Source organism: Buchnera aphidicola (Brachycaudus cardui) (assembly GCF_005081945.1).
In the GTDB taxonomy this organism is placed as follows: domain Bacteria; phylum Pseudomonadota; class Gammaproteobacteria; order Enterobacterales; family Enterobacteriaceae; genus Buchnera; species Buchnera aphidicola_AN.
The window spans coordinates 363946-388464 of the sequence record NZ_CP034879.1; the positions used below are offsets into that span (position 1 = coordinate 363946).

Genomic DNA, 24519 nt, shown 5'->3' on the forward strand with positions numbered 1-24519 from the left:
TATTTAATTAATCTTTTGAGAAAAGCATGTCTAATATCATTTTAGCAATTGATACGTCAATTAATTATTGCTCAGTTGCTATATATAAAAAAAATAATGTTTATTTTATATCAGAGAAATGTGAAAAAAAACATACTTCTCAAGTGTTACCTATGATTCACAAATTACTATTACAGACACAAACAACATTAAAAGAATTACATTATATTGCTTTTGCAAAAGGACCTGGTAATTTTACTAGTATACGAATTGCAGAAAGTATTGCACAAAGTTTTGCTTTAAGTTTAAAAATTCCTATAATTGGTATTTCAACTTTACTAATCATGGCTGAAAAAGCATGTCGGAAATATAAAAAAACAGAAATTATAGTTATAATAAACGCAAAAACGACACATTTATATTGGGCTGCATATATTAAAAATAAAAAATCTATTTGGACGGGAGAGCACACAGAATCTTTAGTAAAAAAAGAATTAGTACGAGATAAAATTAATGATTTAAAAAAGAAATGGACTATTGTTAGCCATGAATATCAAACAATTGAATATAAAAAATTTGCAAATATCAACGATATTAAGATTTTTTTTCCTAATGCACGAGATATTATTCCATTTGTTTTACTAAAGATTAAAACTGGAATAATTTTGTATTCTGCAAAAAATGGTCCAAATTATTTATATAATAATTTTTAGAAACATTAATTTTTTATTATATAAAAACAATCAATTCTGAAATATTGAATATACTTCAGTATTGATTGTATGAAAGAAGTATATTATAAAAAACATCTTGAGATCAAAATATTTAATGAAATGTTTTAATCAGGTAAACTAATATTTAGTTCTAATATAGAGATGTCTTCTCTTTTTTGTTCTAATTGAACACTTATCATATTTTGATCTATATTTACATATTTAGAAATTACAGAGAGTATTTCACGTTTTAATTGCGGAAAATAATCTGGTTCATTATTATATTTTCTTTGTTCTGCAACAATTATTTGTAATCTCTCTTTTGCAATATTAGCATTAGCAATATTAGCAGTATTTTTGTTCCGGGATAAAAAAAAATCTAATAAAGCCATACCTATCTCCCGAATAAACGTTGTAAAAAACTTTTTTTTTCTTCAACGAAGCGAAAAGGATGTTTTTCGCCTAGTAATCTATTAACAGTATCTAAATAAGCGTGTCCTGCATTAGAATTGACGTCTAATATAATAGATTCTCCTTGATTAGAGGCACGCAGAACAGATGGATCTTCTGGTATTATACCTATTACAGGTATTTGAAGAATTTCTACAACGTCTGTCATACTCAACATTTCACCTTTTTTAACACGCGTAGGATTATAACGAGTTAATAAAAGATATTCTTTTATAGGAGTCGTGTTTTGTTTTGCTCTTTTTGATTTAGATGCAATTATTCCTAATATTCGATCTGAATCTCGCACTGAAGAGACTTCTGGATTAGTGGTAATAATCGCTTCATCTGCAAAATATATTGCTAAAATTGCACCTGTTTCAATTCCTGCTGGCGAATCACAAATAATAAAATCAAATTCCATTTTTACAAGTTCAGATAAAACTTTTTCGACTCCTGAACATGTCAGAGCATCTTTATCTCGAGTTTGTGATGCTGGAAGGATAAATAAATTACTAGTTTTTTTATCTTTAATTAAAGATTGATTTAGTGTCGCATCACCTTGAATGACGTTGATGAAATCATAAACTACTCTACGCTCGCATCCCATAACTAAATCTAAATTTCTTAATCCTATATCAAAATCTATTACAATAGTTTTTTTTCCTTTTTTTGCTAAACCTGTTGCAATAGCTGCACTTGAAGTAGTTTTACCTACACCTCCTTTCCCTGAAGTTACTACAATAATCCGTGTCATATGAAAATGTCCTTAAAAAAACATACTTAACTGAGAGAATTTATAGTTAAAAATTTATTTTTTAAGTAAATTTGCGCTGATTTTCCAATAAATTCTGATGGTATTTGATCTGATAACCAATATTCACCAGATATAGAAACTAATTCAGCAAATAATCCTGTACAAAATATTTTTCTTGTTATATCTCCATTCGCACCTGCAAGAACTCTTCCCCGAACTATACCATAAATATGAATATTTCCATCTGCTACTAATTCTGCTCCAGCGCTGACATTATTAATGATGATTAAATCAGCATCTTTTGCATAAATTTTTTGACCGGATCGGACTGGTATGTCTATAATATGACTTTTTTGTGTTATATCTTTTTGAGTTTTTTTTAAAGAAGTTATAAAAGGATTATAAATAACATTAATATTTTTATTTTTATTTTTAATTATATGGTTATTTTCTGATAAAATAGGTAATCCTGAATCAATAATATTTTTTTTTAACATATTATCTTTACAACCACTGACTCCTACAACAGAAAAACCATGAGAAATAATAATTTCTTGTATTCTTTTCCAATTTGCTTGATGACACAATCCTGAAATATTAACAATAACAGGTGCATTTTTAAAAAAATTTGGACATTCTTGAATTTTTTTATGTAATGATTTATTTATTAAATCTATATCATGATTATTTATATATAGTACTAATAATGTAAAATTACTACCTTTAAGTTCAATAGGTGTTTTTTGCATATTTATTTATTGCTCAATAATATTTGCTTATATGCAGACAAAATTTACATGAAGTATAAAATTTTTTTTTAATAAAAAATAAATATTTAATTTAATATGGATTATATTATAAATACTCTTTGATAACAATTTCTATTTTTCATTAAAAATATATCAAAATAGTCAATTAAAATAAGTTATAATTTTAACAAAAAACATCTTTATAAATAAACTTTTTCTTTTTAAAATTATATGTATTTAAAATATAAGGAATATATTAATTTTGTTATTTTCTAAAAGTAGTCAACTTATTTTACGTCATAGTAAAATCTTTAAAACAAAAAACGTTTTTTTTTCAGGAAACATACAAGATAATTTTCCTATATATTTATCAACAAGTAACAAAAAAATAAATCTTCAAAAATATAATGATTACATTAAGTTAAAAAAAAAATCATATAAAAAATTTTGAAATTTATAATAATTTATTAGTATCTTATGAAATGGTCAAAAACTGCGATACAATCATTTATTATTGGCCTAAAAATAAGTCCGAGGCACTATTTCAGTTTATTAATTTAATATCTTGTTTACCAATAAACACTCAAATATTTATTGTGGGAGAAAATTCTAGTGGAATAAAAAGTGCACCATTAATGTTAAAAAAGTGGATTACTTTATACAAAGTAGACAGCGCTAAACATTCTATACTCATGACAGGTTCACTTAAAAGAAAAAAACGTTTTTTATTAGAAGATTTTTTTAAAGTACATAAATGGAAAAATTTTTCTATAAAATCTTTACCAGGTGTTTTTGGTGACAAAAAAATAGATGAAGGTAGCAAATTACTAGCTTCTACTTTTTCAAAAAGTATAACTGGAAAAATTTTAGACGTTGGTTGTGGTACAGGATTTTTATCAGTATCGCTTCTAGATTGTTCACCAAATGTTGATATTACATTAATTGATAATAACAAAACTGCATTAAGATGTAGTCAAGTTACACTCGATGCTAATCAATTAAGGGGAAAAGTTCTTTGTAGTGATTTTTATTCAAATATATTTGAAAAGTTTGATTTGATTATTTCAAATCCACCTTTTCATGATGATCTAAAAATAAACTTTAATATAGTAAAAAAAATAATATGTGATTCAGTAAATTATCTAAAATTTAGAGGTGAATTAAGATTTGTCACTAATAGTTGTTTTGATTATAATTTTTTATTAAAAAAAACATTCAAAAGATATTCTATTATAGAAAAAACAAATAAGTATAAGATATATCAAGCTTTTTTAAATTAATTTTTAGTTATATATAATATTTTTTGGTACCCGGAGCGGGACTTGAACCCGCAAAGCTATAAAGCCGAGGGATTTTAAGTCCCTTGTGTCTACCAATTTCACCATCCGGGCTGAAAAATTTTTAGAGGCGTATCCCGGAATCGAACCGGGTTATACGGATTTGCAGTCCGCTACATATCCAATCTGTCAATACGCCTATATAACTATTATAGAAAAAAAAAATATAAATTACAAACAAAAAAAAATTTTTTTAAAAGAAAATAATTTATTATTATATAATATAAAAAAATTATCTTTACAATAAGTAAGATAATGATTTATTATTACTTAATATAAACTATTTTTACTATCGGAGAGGTGGCCGAGTGGTTTAAGGCAGCGGTCTTGAAAACCGCCGACGAGCAATCGTCCGAGAGTTCGAATCTCTCTCTCTCCGAAAATAAAAACATTAAAATAAATATTCGGTATATTAATAACCATTATTTTTCATAATACATTTATTGAGCATCAGTAGATAAAACTTCAATTTCTACACGGCGATCAGGAGCTAAACAACTAATTAACAAAGGTTTGTTTTCTATATCATTACATACCTGATTAGTTAATGAATATAATTTTCCCATTCCTTGAATAGTGATTTGATTTCTAGAAAATCCTTTAGATGTTAAATAATTTTTAATACTATAAGCACGATCTTCAGATAATTGTTGATTATATTCGTCGTCTCCTAACCTATCGGTATATCCTGAAAGAATAATTGAAATATTATTTAAATTCTTTTTTTTAATATTATTATCTAATTGAGCAAGTTTATCATAAGCAATAGGTTTTAATTCTGTACTATTAAAAGGAAAATTAATATTTTCATTAAATACAGTATATGGTTTGTTTAAAAAATTATCATCTTCAGATGAAAAAACATCATTTACATGAGATTCACCAAATTTCCATCCAAAAGACAACACTGCATCTCCTAAAGAAGGTTTTATAGATGCATCTATTATGTTCTTAATAGTATTTTTCCAAGTATAATCTATTCTAGTGATAAATTGTTTATTAAAAATATATTCTGCTCCTAAAGAAAGGCTAGGAAATATTTTACTTTCTTTATTAAACATATTTTTTAAATCTTCTTTAGAAGTAAGATCATCCCAAAAAACTATTCCTCCTAATCGTGTATAAAGATGAAAATCATCTGTTATAGGATATGATAATTTTGTTGCAAGTTGAACACTATTGATTTGTGCACTTTGTGCATGTTGAAGCATTTGATGAGGGAAAAAACCATTAGTATCATTTTCTATTTCAAAAGAAAAATATGGATTAAACTCATACCCTAAAAATACTCCAATGATTGGAGCACTTAAATTTTTTTGTAATAAATTAATATCACTCTCAGCGTCTTTGGAATCTTTAATAATATTATATTTTAAAGGATCAAAATGTGACCATCCAATTTTTGCACCTAGATACCATGCATTTTTTTCTTCGGCTTGAACAGATGTGACTAAGCTTGCTAATAAAAATGCGATAGCAAAAGCTCGTTTTTTCATTTGAAACTCCATTGTTTTATAGATAAATTGTAAATTGATGAAAGTGTATAATATATTTATATAAAAAAATAATTTATTGTAAATCTAGTAATATTCTTAAAATATTATATAGCAAATGTAACGTTAATCATATATCAATAACAATATATCAGTGATATATGATTAACATTATATTACTTTAATCAAGAAAAATTATAAGAAAAATTTAATAAACGTATTCCTAAAAAATGTAACATAACTAAGTAACTGATTCCAGAAATAAAACAAACAAAAATTAAACGAATTATTTTATTTAAAAAAGAACCTGTACTCCAAAGAGGCATAAAATGTAATATACAAAATAAAATAAAAAGCATTACTAATACTGCTAAAATTAAACGAAAAAGAAAAAAAAATTCATTATATTTAAAAAAAATTATTTTTCTTTGATGTAATTTCCAATAAAGTAATAAAAAATTTATCCATCCAGATATACTAACAGATAAAGCAAGACCAGCATGTTTAAAATAAAAAATAAAAATTGGATTCATTAATTGTGTTAAAAATAGTGTTAATAATGAAATCTGCATGGGAATATGTATTTCTTCAGAAGCATAAAAAGCCGAGGCTAATATTTTTACTAAGATAAAAGACACTAGACCCAAAGCATATAGCTCTAATACTCTTTTAGTCATTAAAACATCAAAATTTGTAAATTTTCCATATTGAAAAAGAACTATAATAATAGGTTTGGCAAGAAAAAATAGTATAACAGCACTTGGTAATGATACTATCAAACCAATACGTAACCCCCAATCAAGCAATTTCTTGTATTCTGACTTTATACGATATTTATATCGTTTAGTAAGAGATGTAAATAAGATAGTACTTAATGACACACCTAATATACCTACTGGAAATTCTATTAATCGATCAGCATAATATATCCAAGATATTGATCCTGAACATAATAATGAAGTAAAAATAGTATTAATAATTAAAGAAATTTGATTTGCAGAAGTTCCTAAAATAGTAGGTCCTATTTTTTTTAAAAATCTTAAAAGACCAATATTATTCCAACTTAAATTAGGTATAACTAACATATTTATTTTGTATAATAATGGCAATTGATAGCATAATTGAATAAAACCACCGATAATAACAGCCCATGCTAAAGAAATAATAGAAGGATTAAAAAAAGAACTAAAAAAAATAGAAAAAAAAATAATACTAATATTTAAAAATATTGAAGATAAAGCCGGAATCGAGAAATAATTCCAACTATTTAAAATAGATGAAAAAAATGAAGATAAAGAAATGAATAAAATATAAGGCAACATAATCGTTAGTAAATGTTCAGATAATTTTAATTTTTCGGGTAATTCTGTAAAACCTGGAGCATTAATTAAAATTAAAAAGCGAGAAAAAAACATTCCTAGTATTATTACTATAGACATAAAAAAAATTATAAAACTAAATATAGAAGAAATAAAATCTTGAATATATTTTTTGTTTTGACAAGTTTTATACTCTATTAATATAGGTACAAAAATTTGAGAAAACGAACCATCAGAAAAAATACGACATAATAAATTAGGAATTTTAAAAGATATAAAAAAAGCATCAGTAAACATAGAAGCACCAAATGTACTAGCAATTAAAACATCTCGAATGAAACCTAATATACGAGATAGTAAAGTCATACAGCTTACTGATATTAAAGATTTTAAAAGATTCATGCTAAACTAACCTATAGCTATAACAAATATCTTAATGTTATTTTAAGAAAATGACATTAATGTTATATCAATTTAAATTGATGCTTATTCTCTATAATTAAGGCAATCAAAAATGTCAGAATTTGAACAAAAAATAACTATTATAAAACCTGATGATTGGCATGTTCATTTAAGAGATAAAAAAATTTTAAAAAAAGTTATTCGATATACTGGTAAATTTTATGAAAGAGCATTAATTATGCCAAATCTTGATGATCCTATTACAAATTGCTTTAAAGGTATTTCTTATCGTAATAGAATTTTAAAATCTATGCATTTATGTTATCAATTTCAACCATTAATGACTTGTTATTTAACTAGTTTTACTATTCCTGAAGAATTAGAAATTGGATTTTTTAAAAAAATCTTTATAGCAGCTAAATTATATCCTTACTGTTCTACAACTAATTCAAAAAAAGGTGTAAGAAAAATTAGTCATATCACTCATGTATTAGAACGTATGGAAAAAATCGGTATGCCATTATTAATTCATGGTGAAAAGGTTAATAAACATATTGATATCTATGCTAGAGAAGCAGAATTCATTAAAAATACTTTAGAACCGTTACGTAATAATTTTCCAAAATTAAAAATAGTCTTAGAACATATTACCACTAGAGAATCTGTAGAATATATTAAAAAAAATGGTTCTAATTATTTATGTGCAACAATTACACCTCATCATTTAATGTTGAATCGAAATGATATGTTTGCAGGTGGCATTCAACCTTATCTGTACTGTTTACCTATTTTAAAAAAAAACATACACCAAAAAGCATTAAGACAAGCCATTGCCAGTGGAAACAAACATTTTTTTTTAGGAAGTGATACAGCACCACACTTACATAAAAATAAAATTAATTTATTTGGTTGCGCAGGTATATTTAATGCTCCATCTTCTTTTTTAGCTTATGTTACAGTTTTTGAAGAAATGAAAGCTTTAAAACATTTACAAGCTTTTTGTTCAGAAAATGGTCCTAATTTTTATAACATACCGATTAATAAAAAAACTATAACATTAATTAAAAAACCATGTAAAATAACAAAAAAAATTAATATCGGAAATGATAAAATTATTCCATTTTTATCAGGTGAAACTTTAAATTGGTCAATTAAAAGTTTTCCTGAATAAATTATTATTAGTCCTTTTAAAACTATCATACAACATTTAAATTTCTACATTTCCGCTAATGTTATAAGTAATACATTTTTGATGGGATGTAAGTAATTCTAAAAAATGCTGATTCAAATAAAATTTTTTATTTAAAAGAATTTTATTTTGATGATTTAATTGTTTTAAAAACAAGCATTTTTTAATAATAAAATTCCAATGTTTATTTAATTTAAAATATTTTAAATAAGGAGAGAATATGTTATATTTTTCTTCAAGAAAAACTCTCTCTTTATTCAATTTTGAAAACAAATTGAAAGAATCTTCTTTTTTTTTATTATTATTTTTAGTTCATTTATAGTCGCATTAGAATCTAATAAATATTTATGCTCTTGATTAAGTATAGTATCTAAAGATAATAAGGTATTTTCTATTTTTTTTATTATGTCTATTAATTTTTTCATATGATATTTACAAAATTTTTTTCTATAAATAATAAGATTTTTACATAAAGATATTATTACATCAATAAAAAATTATATTTTTATAAAATAGTGTGTGTTGTTTATAGTGTATTCATGCAGATACTATAACTTCTTTATTTTTATTTATAATGCCTGTCAGAATTTGACCATTTTTTGTTTTAACACGTATTTTATCATTTTCTGCTCCATTATTTAATGATATTGCCGTAGAAGAAATAGTAAAATTTTCTTCATGAATAATAATAATAACTTTTTGATTTACTTTTACTAACCAAAATGGACGTATCATAAAAGATGTGATTGGCTGTAAAGGAAAAATATCACGTAAACTAACTTTATCAATAACATCTTCTTTCTTAAAATAAGTATTTTTAGGCAGTGTATCTAACCGACCAATTAACATCTTTAAATCTGATATTTGTATTTTAGTACCTCGTAAAATTTTTCTTTTTGCTACAATATATTCTCCTTTTGTTTGAAGTTCCACTTGTAAGTAGTAGTGTCGTTGATTACAAGTTAACAGAACATCCACTAAACCTAAATAACGAAAATTACTTGGTACTGAAAAAAAAGGTTTTTTACAATATATATTTTTTTTTAATTGAGTACGTATTATAACATGAATATGATCTTTTTTAATAGGATACTCTTTTTTAAAAAAATGAATTAATTGATCAGTTAAACTAATAGCATTAACTTTAAAAGATAAAAAAACCAAAAAAAAACAAATTATTATTTTTTTAATAACATTCTTTTCCTTATAGTATTTATATTAATTTAATATGATTTTTTATTATATTTTTTAATATCATTATCTTGATAGAAAATATTTAATACAGGTATAATAAGCATAAATATATTATAATTATTAATATTTATAAAAATTATAATGAAAATAATAGATATTCTAAACAAAACGGAATAAAATAATATTTTTATATAACTCCTCGAAATAAATTTGTATACTTAATTTTAAGGTATAGAATATGTTTAATAAAATTAATCAAGTTTTTAACTTTAGTCAACAGGCATTAAATCTATATGCTCAGAGACAAGAAATTTTAGCTTCTAATATTGCTAATGCTGATACACCTGGATATAAATCAAGAGATATTAATTTTCAAAAAGAACTTATTAAAATATTACAAAATAGAGATACACAAAATAGGAAGATTTTTCTGAATAAAACATCTCCTAATCATCTAAATGCAAAATATAATAATCTAATTTCATTACAAATAAAACCTGTGATTAGCAATGAAATAAAACCGGATGGAAATACAGTTAACATGGATAGAGAAAGAATTGAATTTGTCAATAATAGTTTGAAATATCAATCAAGCTTGGCATTTATAAAAAACGAAATAAAAAATATAACACGTGTTTTACAAGGATAATATAAATTATGTCTCTTTTAAACATATTTAATATTGCAGGTTCAGCAATGACAGCACAATCACAAAAAATAAATGTCATTGCAAGCAATTTAGCTAATGTAGATAGCATAATACATAAAAATGGAAAATTTTATCCATATATTGCAAAAAAAGTTATTTTTGAATTTGATCCTTTGAGTAACTCAGAAATAGGAGGTGTAAAAATATCCCGTATAATCGAAGATTCTAGTCCTATGAAACTAATATATAATCCAAATCATCCTATGGCTAATAAAAAAGGTTATATTTTAACATCTAATGTCAACCCTATTTCAGAAACAGTAAATAATCTTGTAGCAGCAAGAAGTTATCAAGCAAATGTAGAAGTATTTAAAGCGGCTAAGTCGATGATAAATAAAACATTAACAATTATTGAATAATGGAGGAAAAAAATGAGTACTATTTATACTAATTCATCTATAGATAACAGATTGATTGAAAGAAATGGGAATAACTCAAATCCATTAGAACTACAAAAAAATTTTTTAAACTTATTAATTGCGCAAATTAAAAATCAAGATCCTACTGATCCTATTAAAAATACTGAATTAACATCACAATTAGCTCAAATCAATACTTCTACTGGAATTGAAAGATTAAATAATACTGTAATAGGTTTTTCTAATCAAATTAATCAAGCACAAAATATTCAAGTATCTTCATTAATTGGACATCAGGTAATGATACCTAGTACTGAAATCAATTATACTAAAGGTAATGATACAAAATTTAGCATGGAACTAGTTAATAATGCTAGTTCAGCAAAAATAGAAATTGTAGATGAAAAAGGTAATATTTTATATGTTAAAAAATTAGAAAATATTAAACCTGGTATATATAATTTCACCTGGGACGGGAAAGATTTAAATAAAAATAGCGTAAAAGATGGCCAATATAAAATTTTAGTTACAGCTCAAAATCAAGACAAAAATGTACCTGCAGAAATTTTAATCTCAGCATTAGTGCATGGTATTATTACATCTTCTGGCGACCCTATTATAGATTTAGGAACTGCAGGAAATATAACACTATCAAAAATTCGAGCAATTCTTCAATAAAATTTTCTATTAATCCACATTAAAAGAGTCAATATATGACAAGTATGGCAGCTATTAGTGGTTTGCTTATCAATAATGATTATATAAATATTATATCTAATAATATTGCTAATGCCTCTACTATAGGATATAAATCCAGTCAACCTGTTTTTTTTAATATTTTCTCAAATTCCATGTATTCAAACAGCGTTCAAGGGTCTGGTGTTGGAATTTCGCATATTATACAAAATTTTAACAGTGGAATGCTTGTTGAAACAGGTAGAGATTTAGATTTAGGCATTATAAGAGACGGCTTTTTTCGTGTTTTAGATCCTCGAGGTCATGTATATTATACGAGAAATGGTCAATTCTTACTTGATCAAAATCAAAATATTATTAATACTCAAGGTATGTATCTAACTGGTCAAAATAAGTCTTTTTCAAAAAATACATTTAATAATTTATCTAATTTAGAACCAATTAATTTACAACACGCTCATATATTAAAAGCTAAACCCACTTCATCAATTACATTAAGTGCAATTTTAAATAATAACATTGATCCTATTACTAATACAGATGATCCTGATCATGATTTATCTAAATCAGCAAATTATGTAAGTAATATCACTATTTATAATAAAGACGATAAACCAGAAGAAATAACTATTTCTTTTAAAAAAATAGACAATAATACATGGAAAGTTCATGTTAAATCAAAAAATAATGTAGAAACTTCTGCAGAAAATAATATAGATAATAGTTTTGATTTAAAATTCAACTCTAGTGGTGAATTAATTTCTAAAGAACTATTTAATATTAGATCTAAAAATGCAAAATATGAAGATATTACTTTAAATTTAACTGGTACTGTAGTGGAAAATTCAGATTCTGATAATTCTTTTCAAGAGTTTTCTCAAGATGGATATTCACAAGGTTCTTTAAAAGCATTTAATATTCTTTCAAATGGTGAAATTATTGGAACATATTCTAATAAACAAACAGTACCAATAGGACAAATATTACTATCAAAATTTACTAGTCCTGAAAAATTACGACCTGAAAGTGGTAATGTATGGTCTGCTACTGCAGAATCAGGTCAAGGAGATGTAGGAATAGCAGGTGATTCTGGTTTTGGAGTGCTAACAGAAAGAACTTTAGAAACTTCAAATGTGGATTTAAATAAAGAGTTAATAAATATGATTATAGCACAGCGTAACTATCAATCAAATGCTCAATCATTTAAAACAGAAGACAAAATAATTAACACATTAATAAATTTACGATAATCTATTAATAGGATGAAATACTACAATGGAGAATGCAATATACAGCTCTATGCTCTCTGCTAATCAACTATTAGAAAAACAAACTATTATTTCTAATAATATAGCAAATGCTTCAACTACTGGTTTTAAAGAAAAATTTTTTTATACATTACAAACGTTAGATGCAAAAAATTTATACAATAATAGCTACAATAAAATTGTAAAAGAATATTATAATCTATCTCCAGGAACACTACATCATACTGAAAGAAATTTAGACATCTTTATTAAAGATAATGCTTGGTTAACAGTTAAAGATATAAATGGTCAAGAAGCATATACAAAAAATGGTCATTTAAAGATCAATGCACAAAACAAACTGACTGTGCAAGATAATGAAGTAATATTACAATACGGTAATATTAAAATACCTAATAATGTGAATTTAAAAATTTTGTCTGATGGAATTATTACTTCAATAGAAAAAAAGAAAAATAAAATCTTTAATACTCAAATAGGTAAATTAAAATTAACATATCTTCCCGAAAAAAACATAATACAAAAAGACAATGGATTATTTTATCTTAAAATAAACAATCAACTAAATAAATATAGTAGTAATATTAATCATAATATACGTCTTCAATCCGGTATGTTAGAAGAAAGCAATGTTAATCCTTCTAAAAATATGATAGAAATGATATCAAATGCAAGACAATTTGACATGCAAATGAAAATGATATCTATATGTGATCAAAATTCTGAACGTGCTAATCAATTAATGGATATTAATAACTAAATAATAGGAAAAAAATATGATTCCTTCTTTATGGATTGCTAAAACTGGTCTTGATGCTCAACAAATTAATATGAATGTGATTTCTAATAATTTAGCAAATGTCAGTACTAACGGATTTAAACGTTCTAGAGCAGTATTTGAAGATTTAATGTATCAAACAATACGACAAGCAGGAACAAATTCATCTATTGATACAAATTTACCATCAGGATTACAAATAGGTACTGGAGTAAGACCGGTGGCTACTGAAAGAATTCATAGTCAAGGTAATCTTTCAAAAACAGATTCTCAAAAAGACGTAGCTATTAATGGACCAGGTTTTTTTCAAGTACAATTACCAGATGGTAATATAGCATATACTAGAGATGGTTCTTTTCAATTTGATCAAAACGGTCAACTAGTAACTAATAGTGGTTTTCCAATTATACCTGAAATTAATATTCCTTCGAATACTTTAAATATTAATATAGCAAGAGATGGTATTATTAGCGTTGCAGTGCAAGGGCAAACACAACCAATTTTTCTTGGTCAATTAAATTTAATTAATTTTATTAATAGCTCTGGATTAGAAAGCTTAGGAGAAAATTTATATCAAGAAACTCAAGCATCAGGAACACCAATTGATACTACTCCAGGTTTAAATGGTACTGGTGTATTGTGTCAAGGATATGTTGAAACGTCAAATGTGAATGTTGCTGAAGAACTAGTGAATATGATTCAAACTCAAAGAGCATATGAAATAAATAGTAAATCTATCAATACATCAGATCAAATGTTGCAAAAATTATCACAGTTATAATGTAAAATGTTTTTATTATTTTCATAAAAGTTTAAGTGAAATTTTATATATCAAAAATCTATAATTAAAGGTAACTTTGTCGTGATAAAGTTATTTATTTTTCAAATTAAATATTTTTTAATTGCTATTTTTTTATTATTACTTCAGAGTTGTGCCTCTGTTCAATATAAACCTCTAGTAGAGGGTATGACAACTGCTGTAGCACCTAACATTTTACCTAAAGTAGTAAATGGATCTTTATTTCAAGAATATATGCCTATAAAGACTGGTTATCAAGCATTATTTGAAGATCACCGTCCACATAATATTGGTGATATAATCACAGTTGTATTACAAGAAAATATCAGTGCTAGTAATAGCTCGGCTTCTAATATGAGTCGAGATGGAAATGCTAATCTAGGAGTTACAATATCACCTGGACAATTAAATCCTTTATTAGGTCTTGATTTAAAAAATAATCAATCTGGATTGAATGGAATAGGAAAAAATGCTTTTTCTGGAACCGGTAGTAATTCAGCTAAAAATACATTTACTGGACTTATTACTGTAACTGTGAAAAAGGTACTACCAAATGGAAATTTACAAGTTGTTGGAGAAAAACAAGTTGCTATTAACGAAGGTACAGAATTTATTCGTTTTTCCGGTGTAGTAAATCCTAATAATATAAATAAAAATAACTTAGTAACATCTACTCAAATATCTGATACACGTATTGAATATTTAAGTAATGGACGCATTAATGAAATTCAAAAAATGGGATGGTTACAAAGATTTTTACTAAAATTTTCTCCTATATAGATATTTTTTTATAAAATTATATAATCAAAAAAATATCAAATAATTATATGTTTTCTAAATTAGATTAGAGCTCATAAAGGACGTTATTAGTCCTTTATGACAAAACTAGATAAAATATCTAAAAAAAAATACAATACAAAAAATAAAAAAATTTTTTATATAATGAGAATATTTATTGAAAATAACATATTTATATACTAAAACACTTTTTGAAAAGTGTATTCATAAAGGTTTTTTATGTCTAAAATAATATCATCATTAAAATTGATTTTTTTTATTGTGATTAGTTTATCAGCTCCTGTATATGCTGAAAAAATACGTGATTTGACTAGCATCCAGGGAATTCGAGATAACCAACTTATTGGTTACGGTTTAATAGTAGGTCTAGATGGTACAGGTGATCAATCCACGCAAGCTCCATTTACAAATCAGTCTTTAAGTAATATGCTATCTCAATTAGGAGTTACTATACCTCAGGATGCAAATATGCATCTAAAAAATGTAGCGGCGGTAGTAGTTACAGCAAATATACCTCCATTTAGTCATACAGGCGAACAAATAGATATAATAGTATCATCGATAGGAAATGCTAAAAGTCTTAGAGGAGGTACGTTATTAATGACCCCCCTAAGAGGTACTGATAATCAAATTTATGCAATTGCTCAAGGTAAAGTATTAGTATCTGAACTCAATAATGCTCAAGAAAAATTTAATTATATTCATTTAAAACAAGTAAATTCTGGAATAGTACATCATGGTGCAACAATTGAACGTGAAATAAATACTAATTTTGGAAAACAAAAAACGATTAATCTTCAATTGAATACAGAAGATTTTATTACAGCACAACGCATTAGTGACATGATTAATATAAAATATCCAGATACAGCTATTCCTATAAATTCAAAAACAGTACAACTAAATACTTCACCTGATAATAACGTACAAGTACATATGCTTTCTAATATTCAAAATATTGATGTTGCTTTACCTTCACAAGAAGCAAAAGTAGTAGTCAATTCGCGTACTGGTTCTATTGTTGTCAATCAAGCAGTCAAGTTAAGATCATGTGTAGTATCGAATGGATCAACATCAATTATCGTACATGAAATGATTAATAAAAAAAGAGATTTCGTTTTTTTAAAATCATTTAGAAAAAATATTACTAAAGAAAATTTTTCAACAGATATAGTTGATAAAAATTATATGGATAATATTATTTTAAATAGAGTTAATTTAAATAATATTATCCGCGCTCTAAATAAATTAGGTACAAAACCTAATGAATTAATGTCTATTTTACAATCAATGAAAAGCGCTGGTTGTTTAAATGCTAAATTGGAAATTATTTAATGAAAGATAATTTATTATTATTTAATATACCACACCATCGAACACAATTTATTCATGAACTAAAATATCAAGTTCATAATAATCCAAAAAAATATTCAATTCAAACTGCTAAAGAAGTAGAAAGTATATTTATTCACATATTACTTAAAAGTATGAGGAATTCTTCTTCAAAAGATGACTTATTAGGAAATAACCAAAGCCGTCTTTATACAGAGATTTATGATCAAGAACTATCACAAGCCATGAGTAAAAAAGGAATAGGATTAACTGATATAATTTTAAAACAAATTCAAACAAATAAAAATCCTATAAAATAATCCAGTAACCTAAAAAGGAATAAAAATGAGTTCTGTATTAGATACCGCTCTTGCTGGTATAAACGCAATGAGAATTTTGATTAACAACACTACTAATAAAATTAATCATCCAGATGAAAAAAATATAGAAAAACGTAGTTTTGTAGAAAGCACTATGCAAAATTCTCACTCGAAAACTGCAGTAAAAGTCAAAGAAATATATGATAATTACAATGACTTTATTACAGAGGAAAAAAGAAAAACTAAGGTACAAGTTCAAGACGAACAAACTAAAATTGAACAATTGTTAAAACTAGAAGATTTATTATGTGAAAAATCAAATATTTTTAATGAATTAATCAATTCTTTATACGAGCAAATAGATAATGATGTTATAAATAAAAATAATATAATCAATGAAAATGTAAAAGAAAAATCAAATAAGATTATTTCTGCATTAAAAGACTTTGATAGAAAATTAAAATTTTTAGAAAAAGATATTAAAGAATCCGTCATTAACAATGTAGAAAAAGTAAATTCTTTAATTGATGAAATTCATGATGCTACTATAGATATTCGTTATTTTCCTATTTTAAAATTACCAAATCAAATTCAAAGTTTGATTGATAAAAGAGATAATTTAGTAGATGAACTAAATGATTTAATTGGAGTTAAAGTTATTAAAAGTGAAGATGATTATAAAATTGCTTTAAACAATGGAATATGTATTATAGATAATAATCAAAAACAAAACTTAATTCCATTAACTTCTAAATCTGATGATAGATATATTAGTGTAGGATATATTGATAATAATGAAAAAAGAGTAAAAAAAATAGAAGATATGATCCCAAGTGCTTCCTTAGGTGCTCTTCTTAAATTTCGTAGAGAAGAATTAACTTATGCAAGAAATAGAATTGGACAATTAACAGTTAATTTTGCAGATAGTATTAATTCTTATCATATATTAGGACACGATGTATTTGGTCATATCGGGAAACAATTTTTCAATATCAGTAATCCAGAAGTTATAGCTAGTTCCACTAATCATTCATCTCCTATAACATCTGCAAAATGGGTATCTACTAGTAATTCTAAAGATACTGACTATATTATATATTTAAAAAATAACAATTGGTCAGTAAAAAGACTATCAGATCAATCTTTAGTTCAACCTAATATACGTCAAGAAAACGATAATTTATTAATTACTTTTGATGGGATTGAATTTTTAATACAGGGTAAAAATGACGATGGTGATATTTATATGATTAAACCATATTCTAAAACATTAGAAAAATTAGAATTATTAATCGATGATAATGAACCATTTTTATTTCCATCACATGATAAAATAAATTATCAAAATAACAATACTAATATTGCAATAAAAAAACTTCATAAAGATGTTTTAGTAAATAATAGTGAAACACTTGATCAATCTTATCAAACATTTTCTAAAGCTATAGCTTATAAATGTAATTTGCTTGAAGAAGAACTTCCTTTTAAAAAAAATATGATTAGGATACTTCTTGATAAAAAAATTGCGATGTCTAATAATATTGAAAAAGACTATCAAGATTTAAATTATCAACAAGAATGTTATCTTGCCAACGTCAAGGTTTTACAAACAGCAGAACGTATTTTTAATGAAATAATTGAATGCTACAGCTAAAAATAAAATAATCATAATATTAAAAAATAAAAACTTACTTTAAAAAGTAAGTTTTTATTTTTTAACATTATAAACATATTAATACATAAATTAGGATTATATTTTAGGTTTAGAAATAGGAGAGTTAGAGCAATTTGTTGCAGAATGAGCTCCTGCAGAATTTTTTATTTTAACATTAGACGGTGACATTAAAGTATTAGAATTAATAATTCTATTATTTTTTTGAAAAGATAAATCATTACAGATCTTAGTAATGGGAGCACTTGATTGATGTTTTTTATTAGAAAATAACATTTTTTTTTGTTGAAAAATAAGTTGATATTTAGACTCTATATTATTTTTAATTACATTTTTATGTTTTATATTATTTCTATATGAATCAATTATAGTATCTGTATTTTTTATTGCAGAATAACTATTATAATCTTCTTTGCATGTTATCGTTTTTTCTAAAAATTTTGAATTTTGAATAATATTATTTTTTTTTCTAATAGAGGATATGTTAGATTTTTTTTGAGAACTATTTTTTTTTCGTTTTTTTGTTTTATCTAATGCAACAATAGGATATTTCATCCAAATTTTACTTAAAGATAAATCTAATGAACAAAATGAAGATATCATAAATATAGGAGATTGAACGGATTGAATAGAATAAGAATTTAGAAAAACATTGTTAGAACTGTTATTTTTTAAAATTTTAGAAGTATCAAAAAATTGATAAAATACGTGATTATTATTAATAATATTTGTTTTATTATAGTGATCAAAAATATTTTCATTATTATTTGAAAATGTTTTTTTGTTTTCTGTATGATATAAAAAATTATATTCATCAGTTAAATTAAATCTATTTTTTTTATGATAGTTAGATTTTTTCAAAGAAAAAGAAGAAGTTTTTTTAACTATTTGAAAATCTGAACTTTTTAAAGAAATATTTTTATTATTATTCATCATATTCAATTTATTAATTTTGTTTTCTTTAGTACTATCTGAAGATATATCTTTTTTTTCACATGATTCAGGTAATACTTTTTTCTTTTTTTTATTATAAGAGTTCTGTTTTTTTTTTAAATAAAGTTTATTTTTATTTTGAATATTATTATTTCTAATAAATTTACAAATCATTAAAAAACCTTTAATTAAAAAAGAATTTTTTATCCAAGAAATTATTTTAAAAATAAAATTATTTTTATATAAATTTTTTAAGCCTTGACTATTCAAATTATTTTTTTTTAAAGTTTTTTCTTTGTCTTTTTTTCCGATAAAATTTTCTTTGAAAACATGTATAATTTTTCTTTTTCGAGTATTAGAAAGACTATAACTCATAGAGTTTACACTTTCACCTTTTCTAATTCTAGAAACAGAATAATGTGGAGTTTTCATATTTTTACTAGGCACAATAATAGTCTTTCCACCAGCTTGACGTTTTTCAATAGCATGTACTGCATCTCTTTTTTCGTTCAATAAATAACAAGCTATTTCTATAGGAACAATAGCATGTACTTGATAAGTATTTTCTTTAAGTGCTTCTTCTTCGATTAGACGTAAAATTGATAAAGATAAAGATTCATTATCTCTAATAGTTCCTGTTCCTGTACATCTTGGACAAATATGATGACTAGATTCACCTAAAGAAGAACTCAATCTTTGTCTAGACATTTCTAATAATCCAAATTTAGAAATCTGACCAATCTGAATACGTGCTCTATCCTGACGTGTAATTTCACGTAGTCTATTTTCAATGGCTTTTTGATGACTAATAGGTGTCATATCTATAAAATCAATTACAATCAAACCTCCTAAATCTCTTAAACGTAATTGACGAGAAATTTCATCAACTGCTTCAAGATTTGTATGAAAAGCTGTAGATTCAATATCCATTCCACTTGTAGAACGAGCAGAATTAATATCAATAGCAGTTAATGCTTCTGTAGTATCTACCATAATTGAACCGCCAGAAGGTAATCTTACTTGTCTTTGAAAAGCAGAATCTATCTGTGTTTCAATTTGAAAATAACTAAAAAGTGGAATTTCTCCAGTGTACAATTTTATCTTATTGATAAAATCTGGTCTACCTAAAAAGGTGATATGTTCACGAGCAAAATCTAATATTTTAGGATTATCAATTAAAATTTCTCCAATATCTTGACGTAAATAATCTCTAAAAGCACGTACAATCACATTGCTTTCTTGATAAATTAAAAACGGTGCTGTTCGTTTTTTTGCGATTATTTGAATTGTTTCCCAATGTTGTAATCTTAGTGATAAATCCCATTTTAACGACTCTATAGATTTTCCTGCACCTGCAGTTCGAATAATTAAACTCATATTTTCTGGTATTTTTAGTGAAGATAGTAATTCTTTTAAAAGTGTTCTGTCAGTACCTTCAATTCTTCTTGATACACCACCAGATTTTGGATTGTTTGGCATAAGAACTAAATAACTTCCTGCTAAACTAATAAAAGTAGTTAAAGCTGCACCTTTGTTTCCTCGTTCTTCTTTATTGATTTGAATAATAACTTCTTGACCCTCTTGTAAAATATCTTTGATATTTAAACGTGAATTATAAATATATTTTTCTGGAAAATAGTTTTTAGAAATTTCTCTCAATGGTAAAAAACCATGTTTTTCTTCACCATAATCTACAAAAGCAGCTTCTAGACTGGGTTCAATTCGAGTAATTTTTCCTTTATATATATTTGATTTTTTTTGCTCTGATCCAGAATTTTCTATGTCAAGATCATATAAACGTTGACCGTCGACAAGAGCTACACGCAACTCTTCCTGCTGAGTAGCATTAATTAACATTCTTTTCATTATAACTTTTTCTCTCTTATTTTTATAAATAAGTAAATACATCAACAGGAAATATAGATTGGTAAAAATTAATTTTTTATCATAATATTATGATTTTTATTTGAAATACCTATAAAAATAAGTTTTTATAAAAAAATTTAAATAAAAAGAACTTAAAAATATAAATACATAAAAAATTAGTGTATATACATAATATATTTCTAATTTTATATTTTGATAGCGATTAATTTAATTAATATATTTATATATACAATTATATTATAATAAATAAAAAATTAAAAAAATTACCGAAAAACAGAGATTTTTTTAATGAAATACAAAATACTACCAGTATCTATTATATATATTAACGAAAATATGATAAATCAACGATTAGATAATTTCATGCATAGTAGATTTAAAAATGTACCTAAAAGTATGATTTATCGAATTATAAGAACAGGAAAAATTCGAATTAATAAAAAAAGAATTCAACCATATTATAAGTTAAAAATTGGAGATATGCTGAGAATTCCACCGATAAAAATATCATATCATGCAAAAAATACTTTTTTTCCTGTAGATTATGCAAAAATATTATTAAATAGCATTTTATACGAGGATAATGATTTATTAATTATCAATAAACCTTCAGGAATCGCAGTACATGGAGGAAGTGGATTAAATTTTGGAGTTATAGAATATTTCCGAAAGCTACGTCCATTAAATACCTTTATTGAACTTGTACATCGTATTGATCGTGAAACATCTGGTGTTTTAATGCTAGCAAAGAAACGAATGTCTTTAGCATCTCTACATGAACAATTAAGAGAACAAAAAATTAAAAAAGAATATATAGCATTAGTACATGGTTTATGGCCTTGCCATATTAATAAAATTACAGAACCTTTATTAAAAACAAAAATACACAACAAACAAAAAAAAGTTTTAGTAGATCCTATTGGTAAGCCTTCACAAACTTATTTTACAATAAAAAAAAAATTCTCCACATCAACATTACTTTCAATTACCCCAAAAACGGGACGAACACATCAAATTCGCGTACATACTTCATATATAGGACATCCTATATTATTTGATAAACGTTACGGTAAAAATAGATTAGATAAAAATATAACAAATAAAACAAATACTAATAGACTTTTACTACATTCATCTACAGTCAATTTTATTCATCCAAAAAATGGTAAAAAACTTTGTATAAAAGCACCTCTAGATATAGATTTTAAAACAATTTTAAATACTATAATATAGTTTATATAACAATTTTATTGTTTAAATAAAGATTATTATATTTATCTTTATTCAATCATTATTTTAAAAGAGAAAAAATAAATATGGCTGTACAAAAAAATAAACCAACTCGTTCTAAAAGAGGCATGAGACGTGCTCATGATTCTTTACTAAAGCCAACTCTATCTATAGATAAATTTTCCGGAGAAACGCATATTAGACATCATATTACTATTAATGGCTATTATAAAGGTAAAAAAGTTCTTTAAAATTTTCAATAAAAATGGTGCTTATAAAATAAGCACCATTTTATAAAAAATATATTTTAAATTTAAATACTATTTCATATAATTAAAAACAATTAATTTTCTAAAAAAATATTATAGAAAATTTTAATAAAAAATATTTTATATACTGTTAATATCAGTACAAAAATAAAAAAATTCTATAATTATACCATCTTATTTTATCTTATTAATATAGGTAATTATAATGTCTTTTTTTGCAATGTTATTTCCAGGACAAGGTGCACAATATGTAGGTATGTTATCTTCATTATTATACAAATATAACAATATTTTAAAATATACTTTTGACGAAGCATCTTATTATATTGGTTTTAATTTATTAAAATTAATACAAGAAGGACCACAAATAAAATTAAATCAAAGTCAATATGCTCAAGTAGCAATATTAACTTCATCTGTATCAATTTATCGTCTTTGGAATATCAAATATGGAAAGCCTCCATTATTAATGTCTGGGCATAGTCTAGGAGAATATTCTGCACTGGTATGTTCTAATGCAATGCAATTTTCTGACGCACTAAAAATTGTTTTTCAACGAGGTTTAATAATGCAAAGCACAACTATAAATCGTCCTAGTTTAATGCAAGCAATTATTAATATAGATGAACAAATAGTTCAAAAAGCATGTATTATCGCTTCTCAAAAAAAAAAATAGTATCTTTAGCTAGTATAAATTCTCATAATCAAATTGTAATTTCTGGAGATAAATCTGCTGTATATAAAGCTAGTGAATACTGTAAGAAATCAGGTGCTAAATATATATTAAATTTAAATATTAATGTACCTGCACATTCTAAATTAATGAAACCAATAGCTAAAAAATTAAAAAATATATTAAGAATGATTACTATACATGCACCAAAAATACCAGTAATTAACAATGTTGATGTAAAATATGAAGAATCTAGTAAAAATATTAAACATGCATTAATTAGACAAATTTATAGTACTGTAAGATGGAAAGAAATTATAGAATTGATACAATTGAAAAAAATTTTTACTATGATTGAAATAGGACCTAGTAAAATACTAACTAATTTAAATAAAAAAAATAAAAAAATTATTGCATTTAGTACTGACAATTTAAAAAATTTTTCAAAAGCATTTCAAAAAATTAATAAAGGAATTAATGAAAAAGAAGAAAAAAACTGCATTAATTACTGGTGCTAGTCGTGGAATAGGACAAGCAATTGCAAAAAAATTAATTACAAAAGGAATACAGGTAATTGGTACATCTACCACTCAAGATGGAGTGCAAATAATTAACAATTATGTAAAAAAAAACGGCTTTGGTATTCTTTTAAACTTAAATAATAGTAATGATATCATAGAAGTAATAAAAGATATATTTAAAAAAAAATATTCCATCGATATACTAATTAATAATGCTGGAATAAAAGAAGATAAATTATTAGTTAAAATGAATTCTAAAGAATGGGATCAAGTAATAAAAACTAATTTAACATCAGTATTTCATCTTGTAAAATCAGTAGTTCGTCCCATGATACAAAATAGAAGGGGACGCATTATTACAATTAGCTCTATAGTTGCTTATACAGGTAATAAAGGACAAGTTAATTATAGTGCTTCTAAATCAGGGCTTATAGGATTTCATAAATCACTGGCATTAGAATTAGCATCAAAAGGTATTACGGTTAACATTGTTGCACCAGGATTGATTAACACAGATTTTATAAATACGTTAAATACAACACAATATGAAAACTATTTATCTCAAATACCTATGAAAAGAACAGGTAATGTTGAAGAAGTAGCTCATTCTGTTATTTTTTTAGCTTCAGAAAAAGCATCATATATTACTGGACATACATTACATGTAAATGGAGGTATGTATATGATATAATATTA

At 24.7% G+C, this 24519-nt stretch carries 27 protein-coding genes and 3 tRNA genes; 20 read left to right on the forward strand and 10 right to left on the reverse strand.

The window, feature by feature from the left end; all coding sequences use genetic code 11:
* Positions 1-26 precede the first annotated feature (26 nt).
* Positions 27-692 (forward strand): tRNA (adenosine(37)-N6)-threonylcarbamoyltransferase complex dimerization subunit type 1 TsaB, encoded by a 666-nt coding sequence (tsaB, locus tag D9V67_RS01660; RefSeq protein WP_158359493.1) that lies wholly within the window; start codon positions 27-29, stop codon positions 690-692.
* A 125-nt stretch (positions 693-817) separates the two neighbouring features.
* Here tsaB and minE read toward each other — a convergent pair whose 3' ends face one another.
* From minE to minC, 3 genes are read right to left on the reverse strand one after another with little or no spacing between them, the layout of a single operon-like run.
* Positions 818-1084 carry a cell division topological specificity factor MinE gene (gene minE / locus D9V67_RS01665; protein ID WP_158359495.1) on the reverse strand — a complete coding sequence of 89 codons (267 nt, stop codon included), beginning with the start codon at positions 1082-1084 and terminating at the stop codon, positions 818-820.
* Between the two features lie 2 nt (positions 1085-1086).
* Positions 1087-1896 (reverse strand): septum site-determining protein MinD, encoded by an 810-nt coding sequence (gene minD, locus D9V67_RS01670; RefSeq protein ID WP_158359497.1) that lies wholly within the window; start codon positions 1894-1896, stop codon positions 1087-1089.
* A gap of 26 nt (positions 1897-1922) precedes the next feature.
* A complete protein-coding gene (gene minC, locus D9V67_RS01675) occupies positions 1923-2645 on the reverse strand; it encodes a septum site-determining protein MinC (protein ID WP_158359499.1) in 723 nt (240 codons plus the stop codon).
* A gap of 262 nt (positions 2646-2907) precedes the next feature.
* On the opposite strand from minC, the gene D9V67_RS01680 reads away from it, so the two are divergent.
* Entirely contained in the window at positions 2908-3096 is a 189-nt protein-coding gene (locus D9V67_RS01680) for a hypothetical protein (protein WP_158359502.1), read from the forward strand.
* 31 nt (positions 3097-3127) lie between these two features.
* A complete protein-coding gene (rsmC, locus tag D9V67_RS01685; RefSeq protein WP_158359504.1) occupies positions 3128-3925 on the forward strand; it encodes a 16S rRNA (guanine(1207)-N(2))-methyltransferase RsmC in 798 nt (265 codons plus the stop codon).
* Positions 3926-3949: 24 nt separating this feature from the next.
* Here rsmC and D9V67_RS01690 read toward each other — a convergent pair.
* Both D9V67_RS01690 and D9V67_RS01695 read right to left on the reverse strand, forming a co-directional pair.
* Positions 3950-4036, reverse strand: a tRNA-Leu gene (locus D9V67_RS01690).
* A 14-nt stretch (positions 4037-4050) separates the two neighbouring features.
* Positions 4051-4121: transfer RNA gene (locus tag D9V67_RS01695), tRNA-Cys, on the reverse strand.
* 155 nt (positions 4122-4276) lie between these two features.
* Here D9V67_RS01695 and D9V67_RS01700 point away from each other — a divergent pair.
* Positions 4277-4361: transfer RNA gene (locus tag D9V67_RS01700), tRNA-Ser, on the forward strand.
* A 61-nt stretch (positions 4362-4422) separates the two neighbouring features.
* On the opposite strand, the gene D9V67_RS01705 is transcribed toward D9V67_RS01700, so the two are convergent.
* Together D9V67_RS01705 and murJ are read right to left on the reverse strand one after the other, a co-directional pair.
* Positions 4423-5478 carry an OmpA family protein gene (locus D9V67_RS01705; RefSeq protein WP_158359506.1) on the reverse strand — a complete coding sequence of 352 codons (1056 nt, stop codon included), beginning with the start codon at positions 5476-5478 and terminating at the stop codon, positions 4423-4425.
* A gap of 182 nt (positions 5479-5660) precedes the next feature.
* Entirely contained in the window at positions 5661-7196 is a 1536-nt protein-coding gene (gene murJ / locus D9V67_RS01710) for a murein biosynthesis integral membrane protein MurJ (RefSeq protein ID WP_158359509.1), read from the reverse strand.
* 112 nt (positions 7197-7308) lie between these two features.
* Here murJ and pyrC point away from each other — a divergent pair, with 112 nt between their 5' ends.
* Positions 7309-8367 (forward strand): dihydroorotase, encoded by a 1059-nt coding sequence (pyrC, locus tag D9V67_RS01715; protein WP_158359511.1) that lies wholly within the window; start codon positions 7309-7311, stop codon positions 8365-8367.
* 275 nt (positions 8368-8642) lie between these two features.
* On the opposite strand, the gene D9V67_RS03240 is transcribed toward pyrC, so the two are convergent.
* Both D9V67_RS03240 and flgA read right to left on the reverse strand, forming a co-directional pair.
* Positions 8643-8810: a hypothetical protein gene (locus D9V67_RS03240; RefSeq protein ID WP_261979669.1), complete on the reverse strand. Its 168-nt coding sequence runs from the start codon at positions 8808-8810 to the stop codon at positions 8643-8645.
* Between the two features lie 112 nt (positions 8811-8922).
* Positions 8923-9549 (reverse strand): flagellar basal body P-ring formation chaperone FlgA, encoded by a 627-nt coding sequence (flgA, locus tag D9V67_RS01725; protein WP_261979670.1) that lies wholly within the window; start codon positions 9547-9549, stop codon positions 8923-8925.
* 268 nt (positions 9550-9817) lie between these two features.
* Here flgA and flgB point away from each other — a divergent pair, with 268 nt between their 5' ends.
* The 10 genes from flgB (at position 9818) to D9V67_RS01775 (ending at position 18292) form a co-directional block, all read left to right on the forward strand.
* Complete coding sequence (gene flgB / locus D9V67_RS01730) at positions 9818-10228, forward strand: flagellar basal body rod protein FlgB (protein WP_158359515.1); 411 nt, start codon at positions 9818-9820, stop codon at positions 10226-10228.
* Positions 10229-10236: 8 nt separating this feature from the next.
* Positions 10237-10647, forward strand: coding sequence for a flagellar basal body rod protein FlgC (gene flgC, locus D9V67_RS01735; RefSeq protein ID WP_158359517.1), 411 nt, complete (start codon positions 10237-10239; stop codon positions 10645-10647).
* 12 nt (positions 10648-10659) lie between these two features.
* Complete coding sequence (locus D9V67_RS01740) at positions 10660-11325, forward strand: flagellar hook assembly protein FlgD (protein WP_158359519.1); 666 nt, start codon at positions 10660-10662, stop codon at positions 11323-11325.
* Between the two features lie 35 nt (positions 11326-11360).
* Positions 11361-12593, forward strand: a complete 1233-nt coding sequence (locus tag D9V67_RS01745; RefSeq protein WP_158359522.1) for a flagellar hook protein FlgE — start codon at positions 11361-11363, stop codon at positions 12591-12593.
* Between the two features lie 25 nt (positions 12594-12618).
* Positions 12619-13371: a flagellar basal-body rod protein FlgF gene (flgF, locus tag D9V67_RS01750; RefSeq protein WP_158359524.1), complete on the forward strand. Its 753-nt coding sequence runs from the start codon at positions 12619-12621 to the stop codon at positions 13369-13371.
* Between the two features lie 16 nt (positions 13372-13387).
* Positions 13388-14170: a flagellar basal-body rod protein FlgG gene (gene flgG / locus D9V67_RS01755; RefSeq protein WP_158359526.1), complete on the forward strand. Its 783-nt coding sequence runs from the start codon at positions 13388-13390 to the stop codon at positions 14168-14170.
* Positions 14171-14251: 81 nt separating this feature from the next.
* Positions 14252-14968 (forward strand): flagellar basal body L-ring protein FlgH, encoded by a 717-nt coding sequence (locus tag D9V67_RS01760; protein ID WP_158359528.1) that lies wholly within the window; start codon positions 14252-14254, stop codon positions 14966-14968.
* A gap of 237 nt (positions 14969-15205) precedes the next feature.
* A complete protein-coding gene (locus tag D9V67_RS01765; RefSeq protein WP_158359531.1) occupies positions 15206-16321 on the forward strand; it encodes a flagellar basal body P-ring protein FlgI in 1116 nt (371 codons plus the stop codon).
* Positions 16321-16638, forward strand: a complete 318-nt coding sequence (locus D9V67_RS01770; protein WP_158359533.1) for a rod-binding protein — start codon at positions 16321-16323, stop codon at positions 16636-16638. Before D9V67_RS01765 ends, D9V67_RS01770 begins: the two co-directional genes overlap by 1 nt.
* A 25-nt stretch (positions 16639-16663) precedes the next feature.
* Entirely contained in the window at positions 16664-18292 is a 1629-nt protein-coding gene (locus D9V67_RS01775; RefSeq protein ID WP_158359535.1) for a flagellar hook-associated protein FlgK, read from the forward strand.
* A gap of 96 nt (positions 18293-18388) precedes the next feature.
* Here D9V67_RS01775 and rne read toward each other — a convergent pair whose 3' ends face one another.
* Complete coding sequence (gene rne, locus D9V67_RS01780; protein ID WP_158359537.1) at positions 18389-21109, reverse strand: ribonuclease E; 2721 nt, start codon at positions 21107-21109, stop codon at positions 18389-18391.
* A gap of 309 nt (positions 21110-21418) precedes the next feature.
* Here rne and rluC point away from each other — a divergent pair, with 309 nt between their 5' ends.
* The 5 genes from rluC to fabG all read left to right on the forward strand — a co-directional run bounded on the left by rluC (position 21419) and on the right by fabG (position 24514).
* Positions 21419-22363, forward strand: coding sequence for a 23S rRNA pseudouridine(955/2504/2580) synthase RluC (rluC, locus tag D9V67_RS01785; protein WP_158359540.1), 945 nt, complete (start codon positions 21419-21421; stop codon positions 22361-22363).
* Positions 22364-22446: 83 nt separating this feature from the next.
* On the forward strand, positions 22447-22611 hold the full coding sequence (gene rpmF / locus D9V67_RS01790) for a 50S ribosomal protein L32 (RefSeq protein ID WP_158359542.1): 165 nt from the start codon (positions 22447-22449) through the stop codon (positions 22609-22611).
* A 223-nt stretch (positions 22612-22834) separates the two neighbouring features.
* On the forward strand, positions 22835-23305 hold the full coding sequence (locus D9V67_RS01795; protein ID WP_158359544.1) for an ACP S-malonyltransferase: 471 nt from the start codon (positions 22835-22837) through the stop codon (positions 23303-23305).
* Positions 23275-23820: an ACP S-malonyltransferase gene (locus D9V67_RS01800; protein WP_158359547.1), complete on the forward strand. Its 546-nt coding sequence runs from the start codon at positions 23275-23277 to the stop codon at positions 23818-23820. Before D9V67_RS01795 ends, D9V67_RS01800 begins: the two co-directional genes overlap by 31 nt.
* Positions 23780-24514 carry a 3-oxoacyl-[acyl-carrier-protein] reductase gene (gene fabG / locus D9V67_RS01805; RefSeq protein ID WP_158359549.1) on the forward strand — a complete coding sequence of 245 codons (735 nt, stop codon included), beginning with the start codon at positions 23780-23782 and terminating at the stop codon, positions 24512-24514. Before D9V67_RS01800 ends, fabG begins: the two co-directional genes overlap by 41 nt.
* Positions 24515-24519: the final 5 nt, after the last annotated feature.